The organism is Variovorax sp. Root473, assembly GCF_001426505.1.
Taxonomy (GTDB): Bacteria; Pseudomonadota; Gammaproteobacteria; order Burkholderiales; family Burkholderiaceae_C; genus Variovorax.
Genome location: NZ_LMEV01000002.1, coordinates 980 through 18,600 on the forward strand (window position 1 = coordinate 980; position 17,621 = coordinate 18,600).

General features: G+C 68.0%; 16 protein-coding genes. 6 read left to right on the top strand and 10 right to left on the bottom strand.

The annotated features are described in order from the left end of the window. The first annotated feature begins 199 nt into the window (after positions 1-199). Complete coding sequence (locus ASD34_RS02750) at positions 200-589, top strand: RidA family protein (RefSeq protein ID WP_056572483.1); 390 nt, start codon at positions 200-202, stop codon at positions 587-589. A 9-nt stretch (positions 590-598) separates the two neighbouring features. Here the strand turns inward: ASD34_RS02750 and ASD34_RS02755 are convergent, their stop codons facing one another. After that, the gene (locus ASD34_RS02755; protein ID WP_056572485.1) at positions 599-1,207 is read right to left on the bottom strand and encodes an ATP-dependent Clp protease proteolytic subunit; all 609 of its coding nucleotides are present in this window, start codon (positions 1,205-1,207) and stop codon (positions 599-601) included. An 81-nt stretch (positions 1,208-1,288) separates the two neighbouring features. Here ASD34_RS02755 and ASD34_RS02760 point away from each other — a divergent pair, with 81 nt between their 5' ends. Next, positions 1,289-2,044 (top strand): sigma-70 family RNA polymerase sigma factor, encoded by a 756-nt coding sequence (locus ASD34_RS02760; RefSeq protein WP_056572487.1) that lies wholly within the window; start codon positions 1,289-1,291, stop codon positions 2,042-2,044. 83 nt (positions 2,045-2,127) lie between these two features. Here ASD34_RS02760 and lolD read toward each other — a convergent pair whose 3' ends face one another. Further along, the gene (gene lolD / locus ASD34_RS02765) at positions 2,128-2,805 is read right to left on the bottom strand and encodes a lipoprotein-releasing ABC transporter ATP-binding protein LolD (RefSeq protein ID WP_056572489.1); all 678 of its coding nucleotides are present in this window, start codon (positions 2,803-2,805) and stop codon (positions 2,128-2,130) included. Next, positions 2,798-4,054 (bottom strand): lipoprotein-releasing ABC transporter permease subunit, encoded by a 1,257-nt coding sequence (locus ASD34_RS02770; protein WP_056572491.1) that lies wholly within the window; start codon positions 4,052-4,054, stop codon positions 2,798-2,800. The genes lolD and ASD34_RS02770 overlap by 8 nt, the downstream gene beginning before the upstream one ends. A 123-nt stretch (positions 4,055-4,177) precedes the next feature. Here ASD34_RS02770 and ASD34_RS02775 point away from each other — a divergent pair, with 123 nt between their 5' ends. The 4 genes from ASD34_RS02775 (at position 4,178) to ASD34_RS02790 (ending at position 8,660) form a co-directional block, all read left to right on the top strand. Next, the gene (locus tag ASD34_RS02775) at positions 4,178-5,146 is read left to right on the top strand and encodes a hypothetical protein (RefSeq protein WP_056572493.1); all 969 of its coding nucleotides are present in this window, start codon (positions 4,178-4,180) and stop codon (positions 5,144-5,146) included. Next, positions 5,143-6,864 carry a single-stranded-DNA-specific exonuclease RecJ gene (recJ, locus tag ASD34_RS02780; RefSeq protein WP_056572494.1) on the top strand — a complete coding sequence of 574 codons (1,722 nt, stop codon included), beginning with the start codon at positions 5,143-5,145 and terminating at the stop codon, positions 6,862-6,864. The genes ASD34_RS02775 and recJ overlap by 4 nt, the downstream gene beginning before the upstream one ends. Positions 6,865-6,914: 50 nt before the next feature. Further along, the gene (locus ASD34_RS02785; protein WP_056572496.1) at positions 6,915-7,508 is read left to right on the top strand and encodes a hypothetical protein; all 594 of its coding nucleotides are present in this window, start codon (positions 6,915-6,917) and stop codon (positions 7,506-7,508) included. A gap of 132 nt (positions 7,509-7,640) precedes the next feature. Beyond that, the gene (locus tag ASD34_RS02790; RefSeq protein WP_056572498.1) at positions 7,641-8,660 is read left to right on the top strand and encodes an SDR family oxidoreductase; all 1,020 of its coding nucleotides are present in this window, start codon (positions 7,641-7,643) and stop codon (positions 8,658-8,660) included. A gap of 155 nt (positions 8,661-8,815) precedes the next feature. Here the strand turns inward: ASD34_RS02790 and ASD34_RS02795 are convergent, their stop codons facing one another. The 7 genes from ASD34_RS02795 to ASD34_RS02830 all read right to left on the bottom strand — a co-directional run bounded on the left by ASD34_RS02795 (position 8,816) and on the right by ASD34_RS02830 (position 17,608). Continuing rightward, positions 8,816-10,432 carry an AMP-binding protein gene (locus ASD34_RS02795; protein ID WP_056572500.1) on the bottom strand — a complete coding sequence of 539 codons (1,617 nt, stop codon included), beginning with the start codon at positions 10,430-10,432 and terminating at the stop codon, positions 8,816-8,818. Positions 10,433-10,451: 19 nt separating this feature from the next. Next, positions 10,452-11,657, bottom strand: coding sequence for an acyl-CoA dehydrogenase family protein (locus tag ASD34_RS02800; RefSeq protein ID WP_056572502.1), 1,206 nt, complete (start codon positions 11,655-11,657; stop codon positions 10,452-10,454). A gap of 12 nt (positions 11,658-11,669) precedes the next feature. Then, on the bottom strand, positions 11,670-12,803 hold the full coding sequence (locus tag ASD34_RS02805; protein ID WP_056572503.1) for an acyl-CoA dehydrogenase family protein: 1,134 nt from the start codon (positions 12,801-12,803) through the stop codon (positions 11,670-11,672). Between the two features lie 45 nt (positions 12,804-12,848). Further along, positions 12,849-13,553, bottom strand: coding sequence for an ABC transporter ATP-binding protein (locus ASD34_RS02810; protein ID WP_056572505.1), 705 nt, complete (start codon positions 13,551-13,553; stop codon positions 12,849-12,851). Beyond that, on the bottom strand, positions 13,546-14,319 hold the full coding sequence (locus ASD34_RS02815) for an ABC transporter ATP-binding protein (protein WP_056572507.1): 774 nt from the start codon (positions 14,317-14,319) through the stop codon (positions 13,546-13,548). The genes ASD34_RS02810 and ASD34_RS02815 overlap by 8 nt, the downstream gene beginning before the upstream one ends. A gap of 74 nt (positions 14,320-14,393) precedes the next feature. Next, positions 14,394-16,352, bottom strand: a complete 1,959-nt coding sequence (locus tag ASD34_RS27375; RefSeq protein ID WP_157609611.1) for an ABC transporter permease — start codon at positions 16,350-16,352, stop codon at positions 14,394-14,396. Between the two features lie 2 nt (positions 16,353-16,354). Beyond that, positions 16,355-17,608: an ABC transporter substrate-binding protein gene (locus tag ASD34_RS02830; protein ID WP_056572509.1), complete on the bottom strand. Its 1,254-nt coding sequence runs from the start codon at positions 17,606-17,608 to the stop codon at positions 16,355-16,357. Positions 17,609-17,621: the final 13 nt, after the last annotated feature.

A 17,621-nucleotide genomic window follows, 5' to 3' on the forward strand; every position in this document is an offset into this window, starting at 1 on the left:
GGGCATGGGGAACTCCTTCGTGGGGTCGAGATTTGCTTATGAAAGAAATTTTCTTTCTCGTCCGGACTTTGAAGCAGACTTCATGCCAAATCATCCGTGTTAACCCTTGCCTAGGGGTTATTCTGAAAAAGTCTTTCACATCAGACGGATACTGCGCTTCTCACTCGTCTCCACTCAACCCACCTTCACAGGAGTTCCAATGCCCCTCGAATACCTCGGCGCCCCGCCCCTCGCCTCCGACCGCCAGGCACGTCCCTTCTCCCCCGCCGTGCGCGCGGGCGACTTCGTCTACGTGTCGGGCCAGGTGCCCGCCAACGCGCAGGGCGAGATCGTGGCGGGCGGCATCGAGGTGCAGACGCGCCAGGTGATGGAGAACCTGAAGACCGTGCTCGCGCTGGCCGGCGCCACGCTCGACGATGTGTGCAAGAGCACCGTCTGGCTGCACGACGCGCGCGACTTTGGTGCCTTCAACCGCGTCTACATGAGCTACTTCGGTGAGAACAAGCCAGCGCGCTCGACCACCGAGGCGCGCCTCATGGTCGATGCAAAGGTCGAGATCGACGTCGTCGCCTACAAGCCCAAGGCCTGATCAGGCCCTTCAGGCAGGCCGCAGCTCGGTCTTGCGCTGCACGATGCGCGAAACCAGCCCGTACTCGACGGCCTCCGTGGCCGAGAGCCAGCGGTCGCGTTCGATGTCGGCCAGCACCACCTCGATGGGCTTGCCGGTTTCGCGCGCGATCTCGTGCGCGATGCGCTGGCGGGCCTTGATGATTTCCTGCGCCTGGATCGCGATGTCGGTCGCCTGCCCGCCCGCACCGCCGCTGGGCTGGTGAATCAGGAAGCGCGTGTTGGGCAGGCACACGCGGCGCTCGCGCGAGGCCGCCAGAAACAGGTGCGTGGCCGCACTGCCGACCCAGCCGGTGCCGATCATGTGCACCGGCGCGCTGATGAAGCGCACCACGTCATGGATCGCGTCGCCCGACTCCAGGTGCCCGCCCGGTGAGCTCACGAGGATGTCGATGGGCTTGTCACCACTGTCGGCATCGAGCGCGATGAGCCGGCGCGTGACGTCGGCCGCCACGCTGTCGGTGATGCTGCCGAAGATCAGCAGCGTGCGCGACTTGAACGCTTTCTCCTCGAGGTAGGAATTGCGCGGCTCGGCGGTGGCTGCGGGTTGGGTGTCGTCGTCGGATTCCAGCGAGAACATGGGAAAAGCTCCTGTGGTTGAACTGTCTTGACGAACAAGCCCACAGTTTCGTGACATTGCGCGTCGTGGCAAGCTGTGGCGATGCTTGACGAACACTATCTCTCGCAATTCCCTGCCCTGCGCGCCCGGCTGGTGCGCGCGGCGGCCCGCATGCTGGGCGGCCAAGCCGAGGCCGAGGATGTGGTGCAGGACACCTACCTGCGCGCGCTCGAGGCCGGCGACCACGCGGCGCCGGACGCGGCTCAAGCCTGGCTCACGACGGTGATGCAGCACATCGCCATCGACCGGCTGCGGCGCGCCCGGTGGATGCAACGGTGGCTGCATGACGCCGCGGCGCAGGCCGAGCCGGACGCCTCACCGTCCGCGCAGGACGAAGCGGTGACAGCGCAATCGGCCCGCGATGCGCTGCGGCTTCTGGCTGCGAGGCTGTCGCCCGCCGATGGCGCGGCCGTGCTGCTGCGCGAAGTGTTCGAAGCCAGCTTCAAGGAAATGGCCGAGGCCAGCGGGAAGACGGAAGCGGCGTGTCGGCAGCAGCTGCATCGCGCTTTGCTGCGATTGCGGCAGGACTCGGGTGACAACGAGAGTGCGTCGGACGTGGTCTTTCACCTCTACCAGCAGGCGCTGGCTGAGTGCGATGCGCGCGTGCTGTTCGCGATGCTGAGGCAGCCGATGCGGGCGGTTGCGATGTCGGCCGCTGTCGACCAGGATGTGGCGCCGCGCGCGGTCTGCCAGGTCGTGCAGATGGGCGGGCGCCTTGGCCTCGTGCTGACGCTCGGCGGGAAGGTGCTGTGCGTGCTGCCGCTGGAGGCGCGGCAGACGGAAGACGCGTTGTCTTAGGTCTTGCCACTTCCACCGCTGAGGGAAGGTTGGGATGGGGGCCGCGAGCCCCCACCCCTGCCCCCGGAAGGGGCAGGAGAAACTCAGCCGGCCAAACGCCCCGCCACCAGCTGCAACACCCGATCGCACCGCTTGGCCAGGTCCTGGTCGTGCGTGACCATCACGAAGGCCGTGCCATGCCGGTGCGCAAGGTCGAGCATCAACGCGAACACGGCGTCGGCGGTGCTGCGGTCGAGGTTGCCGGTGGGCTCGTCGGCCAGCACGCAGGCCGGCTGCGTGACCAGCGCGCGCGCAATCGCCACGCGCTGGCGCTCGCCGCCCGACAGCTCGGCCGGACGGTGGTGCAGGCGCTCGCCCAGGCCCACGCTGGCCAGGATCTTTGCCGCGGCCTGCGCCGCCTCGCCGGTTTCGACGCGGCGAATCTTCAGCGGCATCGCGACGTTGTCGAGTGCGCTGAACTCGGGCAGCAGGTGATGGAACTGGTAGACGAAACCCAAATGCTGGTTGCGCAACCGCCCCTGCTCCGCGGCATCGGCATGCGCGATGTCCTTGCCCAGCAGCTCGACCTTGCCCGCGGTGGGCGCGTCGAGCCCGCCCATCAGGTGCAGCAGCGTGCTCTTGCCCGAGCCGGACGCGCCGACGATGGCCAGCGTTTCGCCGGCGTGCACGTCGAGGTCGACACCGTGCAGCACGGTGAGGTCGATGCGGCCTTCATGGAAGCGCTTGGTGAGGCCTCGGGCCTTCAATACAACATCACTCATAGCGCAGGGCCTCGGCAGGATTGACGCGGCTGGCGCGCCAGCTCGGATACAGCGTGGCCAAGAAGGCCAGGATGAGGGAAATGATCGCGATCGGCATGATGTCGCTTTGCTGCGGATCGCTCGGCATCTTGCTGATCAGGTAGATGTCCTTGGGCAGGAAGCTGGCGTGGAAGAGCTGCTCCAGGAAGGGCACGATCACGTCGATGTTGTAGGCGATGCCCAGGCCCAGCAACAGGCCGCCGACGGTGCCGATCACGCCCACCATGGCGCCCTGCACCACGAAGATGGCCATGATGCTGCGCGGCGAGCTGCCCAGCGTGCGCAGGATGGCGATATCGGCGCGCTTGTCGGTCACGGTCATCACCAGCGTGGAGACAAGATTGAAGGCCGCCACCGCGACGATCAGCGTGAGGATGATGAACATCATGCGTTTCTCGACCTGCACGGCCGCGAACCAGGTCTTGTTCTGGCGCGTCCAGTCGCGGATGAGGAACTGGCCCGGCAGCGTGACGGCGAGCTGGTCGGCCACCTCGCGCGCCTCGTGCAGGTCTTTCAGCTTGAGGCGGATGCCAGTGGGGCCTTCGAGGCGGAACACCTTGGCCGCGTCTTTTTCGTGCACCATCGCCAGCGCCGAGTCGTACTCGTAGTGGCCGGAGTCGAACACGCCGACCACGGTGAACTGCTTCAGGCGCGGCACCACGCCGGCCGGCGTGACCTGGCCACCCGGCGCCACCAGCGTGACCTGGTCGCCGGGCTGCACGAACATCGAGCGCGCCAGCTCGACCCCCAGCACGATGCCGAACTCGCCAGGCACCAGCTTGTCGAAGGTGCCGCCCTTGGCAATGCTGCCGGTGTCGGTGACCTCGGGCTCGAGCGCGGGATCGATGCCGCGCACGATCGCGCCCTTCATGTCTTCGCCGCGCGCGATGAGTGCCTGCGTGTTGATGAAGGGCGCCGCGCCGATCACCTCGGGGTTCTTGCGGGCATCGGCCATGATGGCGTCGATGTCCTGCAGGGCCTGGCCGTCGCGCGAGAAGATCTCGATGTGCGACACCACGCTGAGCATGCGGTCGCGCACCTCTTTCTGGAAGCCGTTCATCACGCTGAGCACGATGATCAGCGCCGCCACGCCCAGCGCGATGCCGAGCATCGACACGCCGGAGATGAAGGAGATGAAGCCGTTGCGGCGCGTGGCACGGCCCGCCCGCGTGTAGCGCCAGCCGAGCTGCAGTTCGTAGGGGAATCGCATCAGAAGCCCCGTTCCGTGGCCTCAAGGGGCATGGGCGCACCCGCGGGGGGCGGCGAATACACGGGGTGAGGAGCGAGGGGGTAGGTCATACGGTGGAATTGTGGCATCCCGGACAATAGGGAAATGGCCGAACCTCTCCCACGTCATCTGTTGATTCCCTTTGCCGGCCGCGGTTCCCCGGCTTGCCGCGCGGCGCTCGCAACCCTGCGGCTGCCGAACCTCGAAACCCTGCTGCTGCGCCTGACGCTCGCCGACACCGACACGCAGGACGACAGCACCCGCTCGCCGCCGCACGAACGCGCGCTGGCCCGCGCGCTCGGCCTGCCCCCCGCCGCCGATGGCTGCATTCCCTGGGCCGCGCTCGAAGCCCGTCAGAGCGGCCTGGCCGCGCCCGGCGACCGCGAGGCCTGGGGCCTCGTGACGCTGTGCAACTGGCAGGTCGGCATCGATGACGTGGCGCTGGGCGATCCGTCCGCCATCGAGATCGACGCCGACGAATCGACGGCCCTGCTGGCCGTGGCACAGCCGTTCTTCGAGGAAGACGGCATCGCGCTGCACCCCTCCGGCACCCCGGGCCGCTGGCTCGCGCGCGCGCCCATCTTCAACGGACTGGCCACCGCCTCCATCGACCGCGCGGTGGGCTACCCGATTTCGCAGTGGTCGCCCTTGGGCGACGCATCGCGGCCGCTGCGCCGGCTGCAGAACGAAATGCAGATGCTGCTGTACACGCAGCGCGTGAACGACGAGCGCACTGCGCGCGGCGTGCCGCCCCTCAATTCGTTCTGGCTCAGCGGCACCGGCGCGCTGACGCAGGACGTCGCGCCCGCCAGCCCCGCGCCCGAAGTCAGCGACGCCCTGCGCATTGCCGCCTTGCGCGACGACGGCGCCGGCTGGGCTGCCGCCTGGCAAGCTCTGGACGCCGGCGCCATCGCCAGCCTGCTGAGCGACTACACCCGCGGCGCCGACGTGGCGCTCACGCTGTGCGGCGACCGTGCCGCGCAGCGCTACACCGTGCAGCAGCGCGGCCTGGCTCGCTGGGCCAGGAGCTTGTTCGATCGCACACGCGCCGCCAGCGTGCTGGAGGCCCTGTGAAAATCATCGCCCGAGACATCCCCCCGCGCACCGTCTGGGCGCTGGAACAAGCCGGCGTGCACCCGCTGCTGGCGCGCCTTTTTGCCGCACGCGGCGTGCGCGGCAAGGACGAGCTCGACGACGGCCTCGCGCGCCTGCTGCCGCCCGACACGCTGCGCGGCACCCGCGAAGCCGCCGTGTTGCTGGCCGACGCCATCGCGCAGGACAAACGCCTGTGCATCGTGGCCGACTACGACTGCGACGGTGCCACCGCCTGCGCAGTCGGCGTGCGCGGCCTGCGCCTGCTGGGCGGCAGGCACGTGAGCTACCTCGTGCCCGACCGCGTGGTCGACGGCTACGGCCTGACGCCGCCCATCGCCGAGCGCGTGGCCAACGCCGGCGCCGACATGCTGATCACCGTCGACAACGGCATCGCCAGCGTCGAGGGCGTGGCCGCCGCCAAGGCGCGCGGCCTGCAGGTGCTGGTGACCGACCACCACCTGCCCGGCCCCGAGCTGCCGCTGGCCGACGTGATGGTCAACCCCAACCAGCCCGGCTGCGATTTCGAAAGCAAGAGCATCGCCGGCGTCGGCGTGATGTTCTATGTGCTGCTTGCGCTGCGCTCCGAGCTGCGCACACGCGGCGTGTTCGACACCGCCACGCAGCCGAAGCTCGATGCGCTGCTGCCGCTGGTCGCACTCGGCACCGTGGCCGACGTGGTGAAGCTGGACGCCAACAACCGCCGCCTCGTGGCGCAGGGCCTGCGCCGCATCCGCGCGGGCGCGATGCCGGCCGGCGTGGCGGCGCTCTTCAAGGCCGCGGGCCGCACCGCCTCGGCCGCGACGACCTTCGACTTCGGCTTTGCGCTCGGCCCGCGCATCAACGCGGCCGGCCGCTTGGCCGACATGACACTGGGCATCGAATGCCTGCTGACCGACGACGCGGGCCGCGCCGACGAACTCGCTCGCATACTGGACGGCATCAACCGCGAGCGGCGCGACATCGAAGGCGGCATGCGCGACCAGGCGCTGCTGCTGGCCGAGTCGCTGTTCGCGGCCGATGGCGAAGGCGTCGACGCACCACCGCCAGCCATCAGCGTGTTCGGCGCGGACTTCCACGAAGGCGTGGTGGGCATCGTCGCCTCGCGCATCAAGGACCGCTTCCATCGCCCGACCTTCGTGTTCGCGGCCAGCGCGGCACCGGGCAAGGAGCAGGAGCTGAAGGGCTCGGGCCGATCGATTCCGGGCTTTCACCTGCGCGACGCGCTCGACCTCGTGGCCAAGCGCCATCCGGGCGTGCTGCTGCGCTTCGGCGGCCACGCGATGGCCGCGGGCTGCACCGTGGCGCGCGAGCACTTTCCCGTCTTCGAGCGCGCGCTGGCGCAGGTCGCTGGCGAATGGCTGGCCGAAGCCGCGCTCACGCGCCAGATCGAGACCGACGGACCGATCTCGCGCGAGTACATGCGCATCGATCTCGTCGACACGCTGCACCGCGAGGTCTGGGGCCAGGGCTTCGCACCGCCCACCTTCAGCGAGGAGGTCGAGGTGGTGTCGCAACGGCTGGTGGGCGAGAAGCACCTGGCGCTCAAGCTGCGCCACCAGGGCCAGCCCATCGATGCGATCTGGTTCAGCCACACCGAGCCGCTGCCGCCGCGCGTGAAGCTGGCCTTCAGGCTCGACGCGGACGAGTGGCAAGGGGTGCGCCGGCTGCGCTTTCTGGTCGAAGGCGCGGAGGTGTGACGCAAGCGCCCTAGACTTGGGGTCCATCCATTCGATCGGGGCACTCTCGAATGCAGCAAGAAGCCATCTCGGCCCACGACATCTTTCCGCACATCCGCGTCGTGATGGGCATGGTCATCGGACTGGGCGTGACCCGGCTCCTGTCGGGGGTGGCGCGCATCGTGCAGCACCCGACGCAGTACCGGCTCTATGCCGTGCACCTGGCCTGGGTCGCGTCGGTGCTGCTGGCGCTGGTGCATTTCTGGTGGTGGGAGTTCGGCCTGTACCAGATCGACAGCTGGACCTTCGGCACCTACGCCTTCATCGTCAGCTACGCGATCTTGCTGTTCCTGCTGTGCGCGCTGCTCTTTCCCGACAGCATGCGGGACTACGCGAGCTATCGCGACTACTTCTATGCCCGCCGGGCGTGGTTCTTCGGGCTGCTGGCCGCCACCTACCTGCTCGACGTGATCGACACGCTGATCAAGGGCGAGGCGCACTTCGCCCGCTTTGCGACGGAGTACCTCATCCGCACGCCCATCCTCGTGGGCCTGTGCATCGCGGCGGCGCGCTCCGCGAACCCGCGCTTCCACACTGCCTTCGTCGCAGGCACGCTGGCGTACCAGCTGTCGTGGATCTTCCGGCTCTTCGACACGTTGAACTGAGCTGAGCGGCTGTGTCGTGCGTGGCCTCGGACGCCACGCGCGTGCGGTCGGGACGCTTTCCTACGCATGCGACGGCGCAGCGTTCTACGGTAGCTGTTCGCACGCACACACGACAAACCGCAGGAGCCGCCGATGAAATCCACCGCCGCCACCGCCACGCCGAGGAAAACCGGCAAGACCGCCGCCGTCACCGCGCGCCATCGCGCCGTGCAGCGCAACCAGGACGCCAAGGACCGCGCAACGCGACCAAAATCCGCGACCCCAAAGAAAGCGCCGGTGCAGGCGGGCCACCGGCCGCTGCCGACCAACCCGATGCCGGCGCAGCATCTGCGCAAGCCGGGCCTGGAGGCCGAGATGGTGCTGCGCCCGCGCTTCGAGGCGCCCGACTACGTCGGCAGCGGCAAGCTCGAGGGCATGAGCGCCCTGGTCACGGGCGGAGATTCAGGCATCGGCCGCGCGGTGGCCGTGCTCTACGCACGCGAAGGCGCGGACGTGGCCATCGTGCACCTCGACGATGAAGAAGCGGACGCGCAAGAGACTCGCCGCCACGTCGAAGCCGAGGGCGCGCGCTGCCTCACGATCAGTGGCGATGTGCGCGACCCGGCCTTCTGCCGCCAGGCGGTGGATGCCACCATCGCCGCCTTCGGCAAGCTCGACATCCTGGTCAACAACGCGGCGTTCCAGCTGCATGCGGCGTCGATCGAGGACATCAGCGACGAGCGCCTGGACCTCACGCTGCGCACCAACATCGCCGGCTACTTCCTCATGGCGCGCGCCGCGGTTCCGCACCTGGGGCGCGGCAGCTCGATCATCAACACGGGCTCGGTGACGGGCCTCGAAGGCAGTGCGCAGCTGCTGGACTACTCGGCCACCAAGGGCGCCATCCACGCCTTCACCAAGTCGCTGGCCAGCAACCTGCTGGAACGCGGCATCCGCGTGAACGCCGTGGCGCCGGGCCCGGTGTGGACGCCGCTGAATCCGGCGGACCGGTCCGCCGAAGAAGTGAAGGACTTCGGCCAGCACACCGACATGAAGCGGCCCGCCCAGCCCGAGGAACTGTCGCCTGCCTACGTGTTCCTCGCGGCGCCGAGCTGCGCCAGCTACATCACCGGGATCGTGCTGCCTGTCACCGGAAGCGTGGGCACGGTGTAGCACCCGCATCGAAGCGATCGGAGTTCCTGCCCACCCTCTGTGCGGTCACGGAATACTTCGGATGCCGACCTAGGCAAAGGCGCCAACTTGCATGAAGATGCAAACCGTGCCCGCGTTGGCCCAGGCGCTTGCGCACCCATGGCCGCGGCCGGGCGTCAAGGTTCGGTCAGCTCTTGCCGCAGCAGCCGGCGCAGCACCTTGCCCGTTCCGCTCGCGGGCAGCGACTCGCGCACCTCCACCTGGCGCGGCACCTTGTAGTGCGACATGTTCTCGCGCGCCCAGGCAAGCAGCGCCTCCTGGTCGAACCCGCTCGAACCCGGCACGACGAAGGCCTTGATCACCTCGCCCTTGTCCGGGTCGGGCACACCGATCACGGCCACTTGCCGCACCTCGGGATGCAGGATCAGGATCGACTCGACCTCCTCGGGGAACACGCTGAAGCCCGAGACCTTGATCATCTCCTTCACGCGCCCGATGAAGGTCAGGTAACCCTGTGCGTCCAAGCGGCCGATGTCGCCTGTGTGAACCCAGCCGCCACGCAGCACCTCGGCGGTCGCCTCGGGCCGGTTCCAGTAGCCGTGGAACACACCCTGGCTGCGCACCGCGATCTCGCCGGCCTCGCCCACGGGGAGCGTGCGGCCCTCGGCATCGATGATCTTGAGCTCGACGCCGCGCCCCGGCACGCCGTTGGTGCCCCAGCGAACGGCGTCGCGCGGCATCAGCACGTCGTTGGTGTGCGTCTCCGAAAGACCGTAGCCGGCCTCATACACCAGGCAGCCGTTCGCAAAGACGCTCCAGCGTTGCGCCAGCTCCTCGGTCAGCTTGATGCCGAAGCTCGTGGCCATGGTGGTATGCAGCGAAGACAGGTCGAAGCGACGCGCCTGCGGCTCGTTCATGGCCGCGACCAGCATCGGTGCCATCGCATACCACCAGCTCACGCGGTTCTGCGCGATGGACTGCAGGACAGTCAACGCGTCCATGCGGTTGAGCAGCACCACCGTGGCGCCCGTGTAGGCCAGCATGGTCACGCCGCAGATCATGCCGGCGATGTGATAGAGCGGCGCCACGGCGAGCATCACGTCGTCACTGCGGATACGAAACATCTCCTGGCCCACTGCCGTCTTGTAGAGCGCATTGCGGTAGCTGAGCATCGCGCCCTTGGGCATGCCGGTGGTGCCCGAGGTGTAGGTCATGAGCGAGACGTCGTCCATCGACAGCGCCACCTCCGGTGCCCTCGGATCGGCGCGCTGCAGCACCGCGTGGAAGTCAATCGTGCCCTCGGGCAGCGGCCGGCGCGCGGCCACCTCGTCGGGCACGCGAACGTCTGGCTGGTCTGGCAGGAGGTCGGCATAGCGCACGCTGAACACATGCGGCACCTGTACCCGGTCGGCCACCGACTGCGCGATCGGCGCCAGGTGGTCGGCCACCACCAGCGCCTTCGCGTCGAGATCGCCGACCTGGTAGGCGAACTCGTGCGCCTTGAACATCGGGCTGCACGGGCTCACGATGGCGCCGATCTTCTGGATGCCAAAGTGCGCGACAAGGTACTGCGGACAGTTCTGCATGAAAAGCGCGACGCGATCGCCTTTGCCCACGCCGCGTTCGTGCAATGCCTGAGCGAAGGCATCACTCCATCGGTCGAGTTCGGCGTAGCTGATCGCGCGGCCATACCACACCAGCGCCGCCTTGCCGGGCTGCGAGCGCGCATGGCCGCGCAGGTATTCATGCAGGGGCTTTTCGCCCTGCAGGTAGTCGGGGGTTTCGTCGTTCATGGCAAGAGGGAAAGTGGGTCTACAGGCCGAGCACGTGCTTGGCCATGATGTTCTTCTGGACTTCGGTGCTGCCGCCGTAGATGGTCATGGCACGGCAGAAAAGGTAAGTGGCCACTGGCCCGAGTCCATGTGCGGGGCCAATCGTCTCGTGATCGGGGCCTTGGCCGAACAGCGGTCCGGGCTGATAGCGCAACGCATCCGGCCCGCTCGCCTCCACCAGCAACTCCGTGATGCGCTGAGCAATCTCGGTGCCACGGACCTTGATGAACGACGATTTCCCCGGCCCCGCGGGCATGCCGGCCTGCATGTCCGACAAGGTGCGCAGCAGGCCCACCTCGAGCGCCTTGAACTGCGCCTCGACGGCGGCCACCTCGCTCATGAAACCCGGGTCGTCGGCCAGCCGGCGGCCATTGCTGCGCACTTGCGATGCCACGCGGCGCAGCTTCTGCAGCTCCTGCGTGATGAAGCGCAGGTTGGCGTTCTCCACGCGCTCGTGTTCAAGCAGGAACTTGGCATAGGTCCAGCCGCGTCCTTCTTCGCCGATCCGGTTGCGCTTGGGCACCTTCACGTTGTTGAAAAATACCGCGTTGAAATAGTGCCGCCCGTCCATCATGCGAATCGGCTGCACCTCGACCCCCGGTGTCTTCATGTCGATCAGCAGGAACGAAATGCCCTGCTGCCGCTTCGCCTCGCGACCGGTGCGCACGAGGCAGAACATCCAGTCGGCGAAGTGGGCGAACGAGGTCCAGATCTTCTGGCCGTTCACGATGTAGTGGTCACCGCCGTCGTCCTGGGCGGCCGTCTGCAGCGCCGCAAGGTCGGAGCCCGCACCGGGCTCCGAGTAGCCCTGGCACCACCACACCGACGAATCGCGGATGGCGGGCAGGTGCTGCGCCTTCTGCGCCTCGGTGCCGAAGGTGTAGATCACCGGCCCGACCATTGCCGGGCCAAACACCTGCAGCTCGGGCCCATGCAGCTCGCCCGCAACGCGGTTGAAGATGATGGTCTGCATCGGCGTCCACGCGTGCCCGCCGTGCTCGCGGGGCCAGGCGCCGGTGAACCAGCCCTCGCGCCCGAGGATCTGCTGCCAGCGCATGTAGTCCTCTCGGCCCAGGTGCCGATCGAGCCGGACCTTCTCTCGGATGTCGGAAGGCAGCTCGCGCAAGATGAACGTGCGGACCTGCGCTTCAAAGGATTTTTCCTCGGGCGAAAGATCGAGATTCATGCCGACCTGCCCTCAGCCTTGCTGTGCATGGCGCTGCAGATGCCAGCTGCTGTCGCCGAAGCTCACGCCGATCATCGACAGGCGCTTGAAGTAGTGGCCCACCGCCAGCTCTTCGGTCACGCCCATCGCCCCGTGCAGCTGCACCGCCTCCTGGCCGACGCGGCGCGCCGTCCGGTCGATCTCGATCTTGGTGGCCGACAACGCCTTGCGACGCGCTGCCGGATCGGCTTCTCGCAACATGAGCGCGCCGTACAGTGCCATCGAGCGCGCCTCGTCGAGCGCGATGTACATGTCGACCATGCGATGCTGCAGCGCCTGGTTCGTACCGATTGGCCGGCCGAACTGCTGTCGTGTCTTGAGATAGTCGAGCGTCATTTCGACCAGCATGCCCATCGCGCCGACCGCCTCCGAGGCCACCGCCGCAATCGCCTGGTCGATCACGAATTCAAGAGCGGGCAACGCGCCGCCCTCCTCGCCGAGCAGTTGCACTGCGTCGGCGCGCACGCCGGCAAGGCGCACGTCGACGGCGCGGCTGCCGTCGTGCGTGGCATAGGCGCGCACCGAAATGCCGGGCGCCTTGGCATCGACCAGAAAAGCCGAGAGCCCGCCGCTGTCTGAGACATCGCCCGAGGTGCGCGCGATCACCACGAAGTGATCAGCTGCGGCGCCGCCATGCACCAGCACCTTCTCTCCGTCGATGGCCCATCCTTCGGCATCGCGGCGCGCACAGGTGGCGCAGTGGGCGATCTCGTAGCGCGACGCGGGCTCCGCGTAGGCGAGCGACAGCTTGTGCCGGCCCGCCATCATCGGCTGCAGCCAACGCTCCTTCTGCGCCGAATTGCCGAGTGACGCGAGCATGCCGCCCGCAAGGACCACGTTGGCCAGGTACGGCTCGAGCAGCAATCCGCGGCCCACGCCTTCCATCACGATGCCGGTGTCGATGGCATCGCCGCCGATGCCGCCGTCGTCCTCGCTGAAGGGCACGGCAAGCCAGCCGAAGTCGGCAAAGCTGCGCCAGTGATGCTCGTCGTACCCCGGCTCGCTGGCCACGAGCCTGCGGCGATGGGCAAAGTCGTATTCATCGCGCACGAAGCGCTCGACGCTTTCGCGCAACTGGTTCTGTTCGGGGGTGTATTGAAGGTCCATGAAAGTCTGGCGTCTTTGCGTTGAATTGATCGTTGCCGCAGTCGTTCAGATCGCCAGGTAGCGCTGCTGAACCTGCGGGTTGCCGTCGAAAGCGGCCCAGTCGCCCTCGAAGACGATGCGGCCCGTGTCGATGACATAGACGTACTGCGTGCAGCGGCGCGCGAACCAGATGTTCTGCTCGCACAGAAGCAGCGCGACGTTGCCCTCGGCGCAGGTGCGCACCACGTCGCGCGCCATCTCCTCGACGATGATCGGCGCCAGGCCCTCGGTCGGTTCGTCGAGCAGCAGCAGGCTCGGGTTGGCGGCCATCGCGCGCGCCACCGACAGCAGTTGCTGCTGGCCGCCACTGAGCTGCCCGCCGTAGCGCTGCAGCAGGGGCGAAAGCATCGGGAAGCGCGCGACGATGTCGGCCACCGCGATGGCCGGGCGCTCGGGCGAAGCACCGTAGCGCGCCATCGCGATGTTCTCGGCCACCGTCAGGTGGGTGAAGATGCGCCGGTCTTCGGGCACCAGCGACAGTCCCATCCGGGTGCGCTGGTGCGTGGGCATGTCCTGCAGGTCGCGGCCGCCGAAGCGCAGCGTGCCGCGCACGCGCGGGCCGGCATTCATCACGCTCTTGAGCAGCGTCGACTTTCCCGCACCGTTGCGCCCGAGCAGCGCCACGCGTTGTCCGGGTGCGACCGAGATCTGCGCGCCAAGCAGGATGTGGCTGTCGCCGTAGAAGGCGTCGAGTTCGCGGACTTCAAGCACCGACCATCTCCTTGCCGAGGTAGACCTCGCGCACTTTCGGATCGCACCGCACTTCGTCGACGCTGCCGGTGGCGACCACCTCGCCGTAGTTCATCACCATGATGCGGTTGGCCAGGCCGAACACCACGTCCATGTCGTGCTCGGTCATGACCACCGTGATGCCGCGTTCCTCGCGTGTGCGCGCCACGAGCTGCGCGATGTCGGCCCGGTCGCTCGGCGACATGCCGGCGGTGGGTTCGTCGAGCATCAGGATGCTCGGCCGACCCGCGAGCGCGATCACGAACTCCAGCCGCTTCTTGTCGCCGTGCGAGAGAAAGCGCGCAGCCTCGCCCGCCATGGGGTCGAGTCGCACGTCAGCCAACAACGCCATCGCCTCCTCGCGCACCTCGGCCGACGGGGCACAGCGCCAGCGCGAGCCCAGCGGCTCGCGCCGGTTGCGGCGACGCGCCTCCACGGCCGCGATCACGTTGTCGAGCACGGTGAAGTCGTGGAACACGCGCGCCACCTGGAAGGTGCGCCCGAACCCCTCGCGCACCCGCTCATGCGCGGGCAGCCGCGTCACGTCTCGGCCCTCGAAATGAATCGAGCCGCCGTTGGACGGGACCTCTCCCGTCATCACCTTGAACATCGTGGTCTTGCCGGCGCCGTTCGGACCGATGATGGCGAACACCTCGCCGCGCGCCACCGACAGGCTGACGCCGTGCAACACCTCGATCGGCCCGTAGTTCTTGCGCACGTCATCCACGCGCAGCAGTTCGGCGCTCACTGGTGCACCCTTGGCGCTGCGCGCCGTCCCGCCAAGCGGGAGCGAGCTTGCTTGGGAGTGGCCCGGCGCGGCGCTCATCGCAGGCCTCCGGCCTCAAGGGCGCTCGCCGACGGCAGCGGCACCTGGCTCTTCGCGGGTGGCGCGCTGCGCCGTCCCCAGATCCGCTCTTCGAGATTGCGCCACAGTCCGACCGCGCCGTTCGGGGCCAGCAGGATGATCGCAAGCAGCCCCGTGCCGACGATCAGCTCCGACAGGCCGACCAGCGTGCGCGTGGCGTAGGTGATCGCCGCGAACAGCCCTGCCCCCACCACCGGCCCCCAGAACGAACTGACGCCGCCCAGGAGCGTGTTGAGCATCGGCTGCGCCGAGGCGAGCCAGTGCACTTCTTCCACCGTGACGATGCGCGACCACGGCGCATAGATCGCGCCCGCCACCGCTGCCACGGCGCCGGAGATGACGAAGGCTGCGAGCCGGTAGCGCGCCACGTTCGTGCCCATGAAGGCCGCGCGCTCGGCGTCCTGGCGCACCGTCTGCAGCGTGCGGCCGAAGCGGCTGTGCAGCAGCCACCAGAGGAATGCGGTGATCAGCACCGTGGCCACGAGCAGAAACCAGTAGTAGGCACTCGAGCTCGACAGGTCGATGCGCCACAGGCCGAAGTCGAGCGCCGGGCGTGGGATGTCGGTGATGCCGTCCTCGCGGCCGAGGAAGGTCGAAAACCCGATCACCAGCCGCAGCGCTTCGGCCAGCGCCACGGTCAGCACCGCGAGGAACACCCCGCTCATGCGCCGCAGCGCCAGCACACCGATGACCCAGGCGGCCGCCGCGCCGAGCAGCGCCGCGCCGAGCAGCACGCCCAGGAACGGCACGCCCGCGATGTGGCGCAGCGCCAGTGCGGCCAGGTAGGCACCGAGCGCGAAGAAGCCCGCATGGCCGAACGACACCAGCCCCGTGTAGCCAAAGAGGATGTTCCACGACAGCGCAAAGATCACCTGCACCAGCACCGTGCCCACCACATACAGCGGCCCGGCATTCACCCACAGCGGCAATGTGGCCAGCATGCCGACCACTGCGATGCCCAGCACCTGCCACGCGGCGCGCGGAATGCGCGGGCGGTGCAGTCCGCCCGAGCCGTGGGCGCCACCGTGGTTTTCCTCCTGCGCGCCGACGGCCGGGAACAGGCCGCTCGGCTTCCACAGCAGGAAGCCCGCAAGCACCACGTAGATCGCGAGGCCCGGCACCGAGGGCAGCAGCACCGTGTTGAGGCTCTGCACCAGCCCGAGCACCAGCGAGCCGATGAACGCGCCGCGAATGTTGCCCAGCCCGCCGATGATCACCGCGAAGAACGCGTACATCAGATACGAGTCGCCGAGCCCGGTCGACAGGCTCTGGTTCGGTAGCAGCAGCCCGCCCGCAAGACCTGCGAGGAAGAAGCTCGCCATCACGCTCAATGCAATGCCGAACGACACGTTGAGCCCGAGCACGCCCGACATCCAGGGGTCGGCTGCAAGCGCCTGCATCAGCTTGCCGAACCACAGCCGGTGGATGGCCACTTCGAGCACGATGTAGACGATCACGCCCGCCGCGATCACGAACAGCTGGTAGGCCGAGAAGAACATGCCGAACGGGTTCAGCGGCTGGTCCAGGCCTGGCGGCGGGTTGACCGAGAAGAAGTCCACGCCCCAGATCAGCTTGGTCACGCCGGTGCACACCATCATGAGCGCGAAGGTGGCGATCAGCACGTAGTGCGGGTCGACACTGCGCAACCGCCGCAGCACCAGCCGGTCTGTCAGCAGGCCGAGCAGCGCCACCACGGCGCCGCCCGCCAGCGCCGCCAGCAGGAACATCCACAGCGACTGCACGTCGCGTCCCATGACCGAATACGCGGTGTAGGCACCGATCATGAAGAAGCCGCCCTGCGCCATGTTGAGCAGGCGCATCAGGCCGAAGATCAGGGTGAGGCCGGCCGCGACCACGAAGATCGCCATGCCGAAGGCGGCGGCGTTGAACACCGCGAACATCAGTTCATTGGCCACGCTCAGCCCTCGTACTTCTTGCCGGGAGACGGCGGCTCGACGATTTCGTTCTCGTCCAGGCGGTACACCTGCTCCAGGCCGTAGCCCGGTGCGGCATCACGCGCGCCGATCTTGGCGAAATAGAACGAGCCGATGCCCTGGTGGTCTTCCTTTCGCACGCGGTAGGGGCCGGCCGCCGTATCGAACTGCAGGCCTTCGAGCGCAGCGATCACCGCGTCGGTCTCGGTCGACCCGGCCTTCTTTACCGCATGGAAGATGCCCAGCGCCGAACGGTGCGAGGCCTGCACGATGCCCGGCACCCAGGGCGTCCCTGCCACTTTGAGGATGTACTCGCCCAGTTGCTTGCTCACCGGAAACTCGCTCTTGAACGGCTCCAGTTCGGGCGCCCAGAAGGTCACGCCCCACAGGTTCCTGGGCGTCGACTTCTGCATCGCCTTCGCGATCATCAGTTCGGTGCCGGCCTCGCCGATGACCTTGAACTTGCGGTCCAGGCCCACCGAGCGGCCCTGCTGGAGCAGGCTCACGCAGGGCGCGGCGGTGAGCCCGATGAACAGGCCCTCGGCGCCCGAATTCATCAGGTTGTTGATCTCGATCCTGTAGTCGGCCTTGTTGAGGCTCGCGAACACCGGCTCGGCCACCTTCACCTGGCGCCCGGCCTTGGCTGCGGCCGCCATGGCACCGGCCTTGAAGTAGCGCGCCACGTCACGCCCGTTCTCGCTGTCGGGCGCGATCACCGCCCAGGTCTTCACGTCGGGGAAGCGCGTGGTCATCAGGTTGCCGATGCCGCCGTAAAGCATCAGCGCATTCGACGACAACCGGAAGAAGTTGCGGCTGAAGTTCTCGTGCGTGACCGACATCACCGTGGGCGCAGGCGCCACCACCATGCTCTTGAGTTCAGCCAGGATCGGCGCGATGGCCAGCGCCATCGGCGACTGGCCCGCACCGATCGACAGATTGACGCCCTCGCCCGCAAGCTCGCGCACCGCATTGACTGCACCCGCGCTCGTGAACTTGTCGTCGCGCACCACGATCTCGATCTTGCGGCCGAGCAGCCCGCCGGTGTCGTTCCACTGCATCTGTGCGGCCTTGATGCCGTGGAGCCAGGCGGTGCCGGCCTCGGCGCCGATGCCGCTCATCGGCAGCATCGCGCCGACGCGGATGGGTGCGCCCTGAGCGCGCAGGGGCCGTGCGCCGGCGGCGCCCAGCACGGCCGCCGCGCTCGCGGCCTGGAAAAGGGTTCTGCGTGGGATGGTCATGGTGATGTTCTGG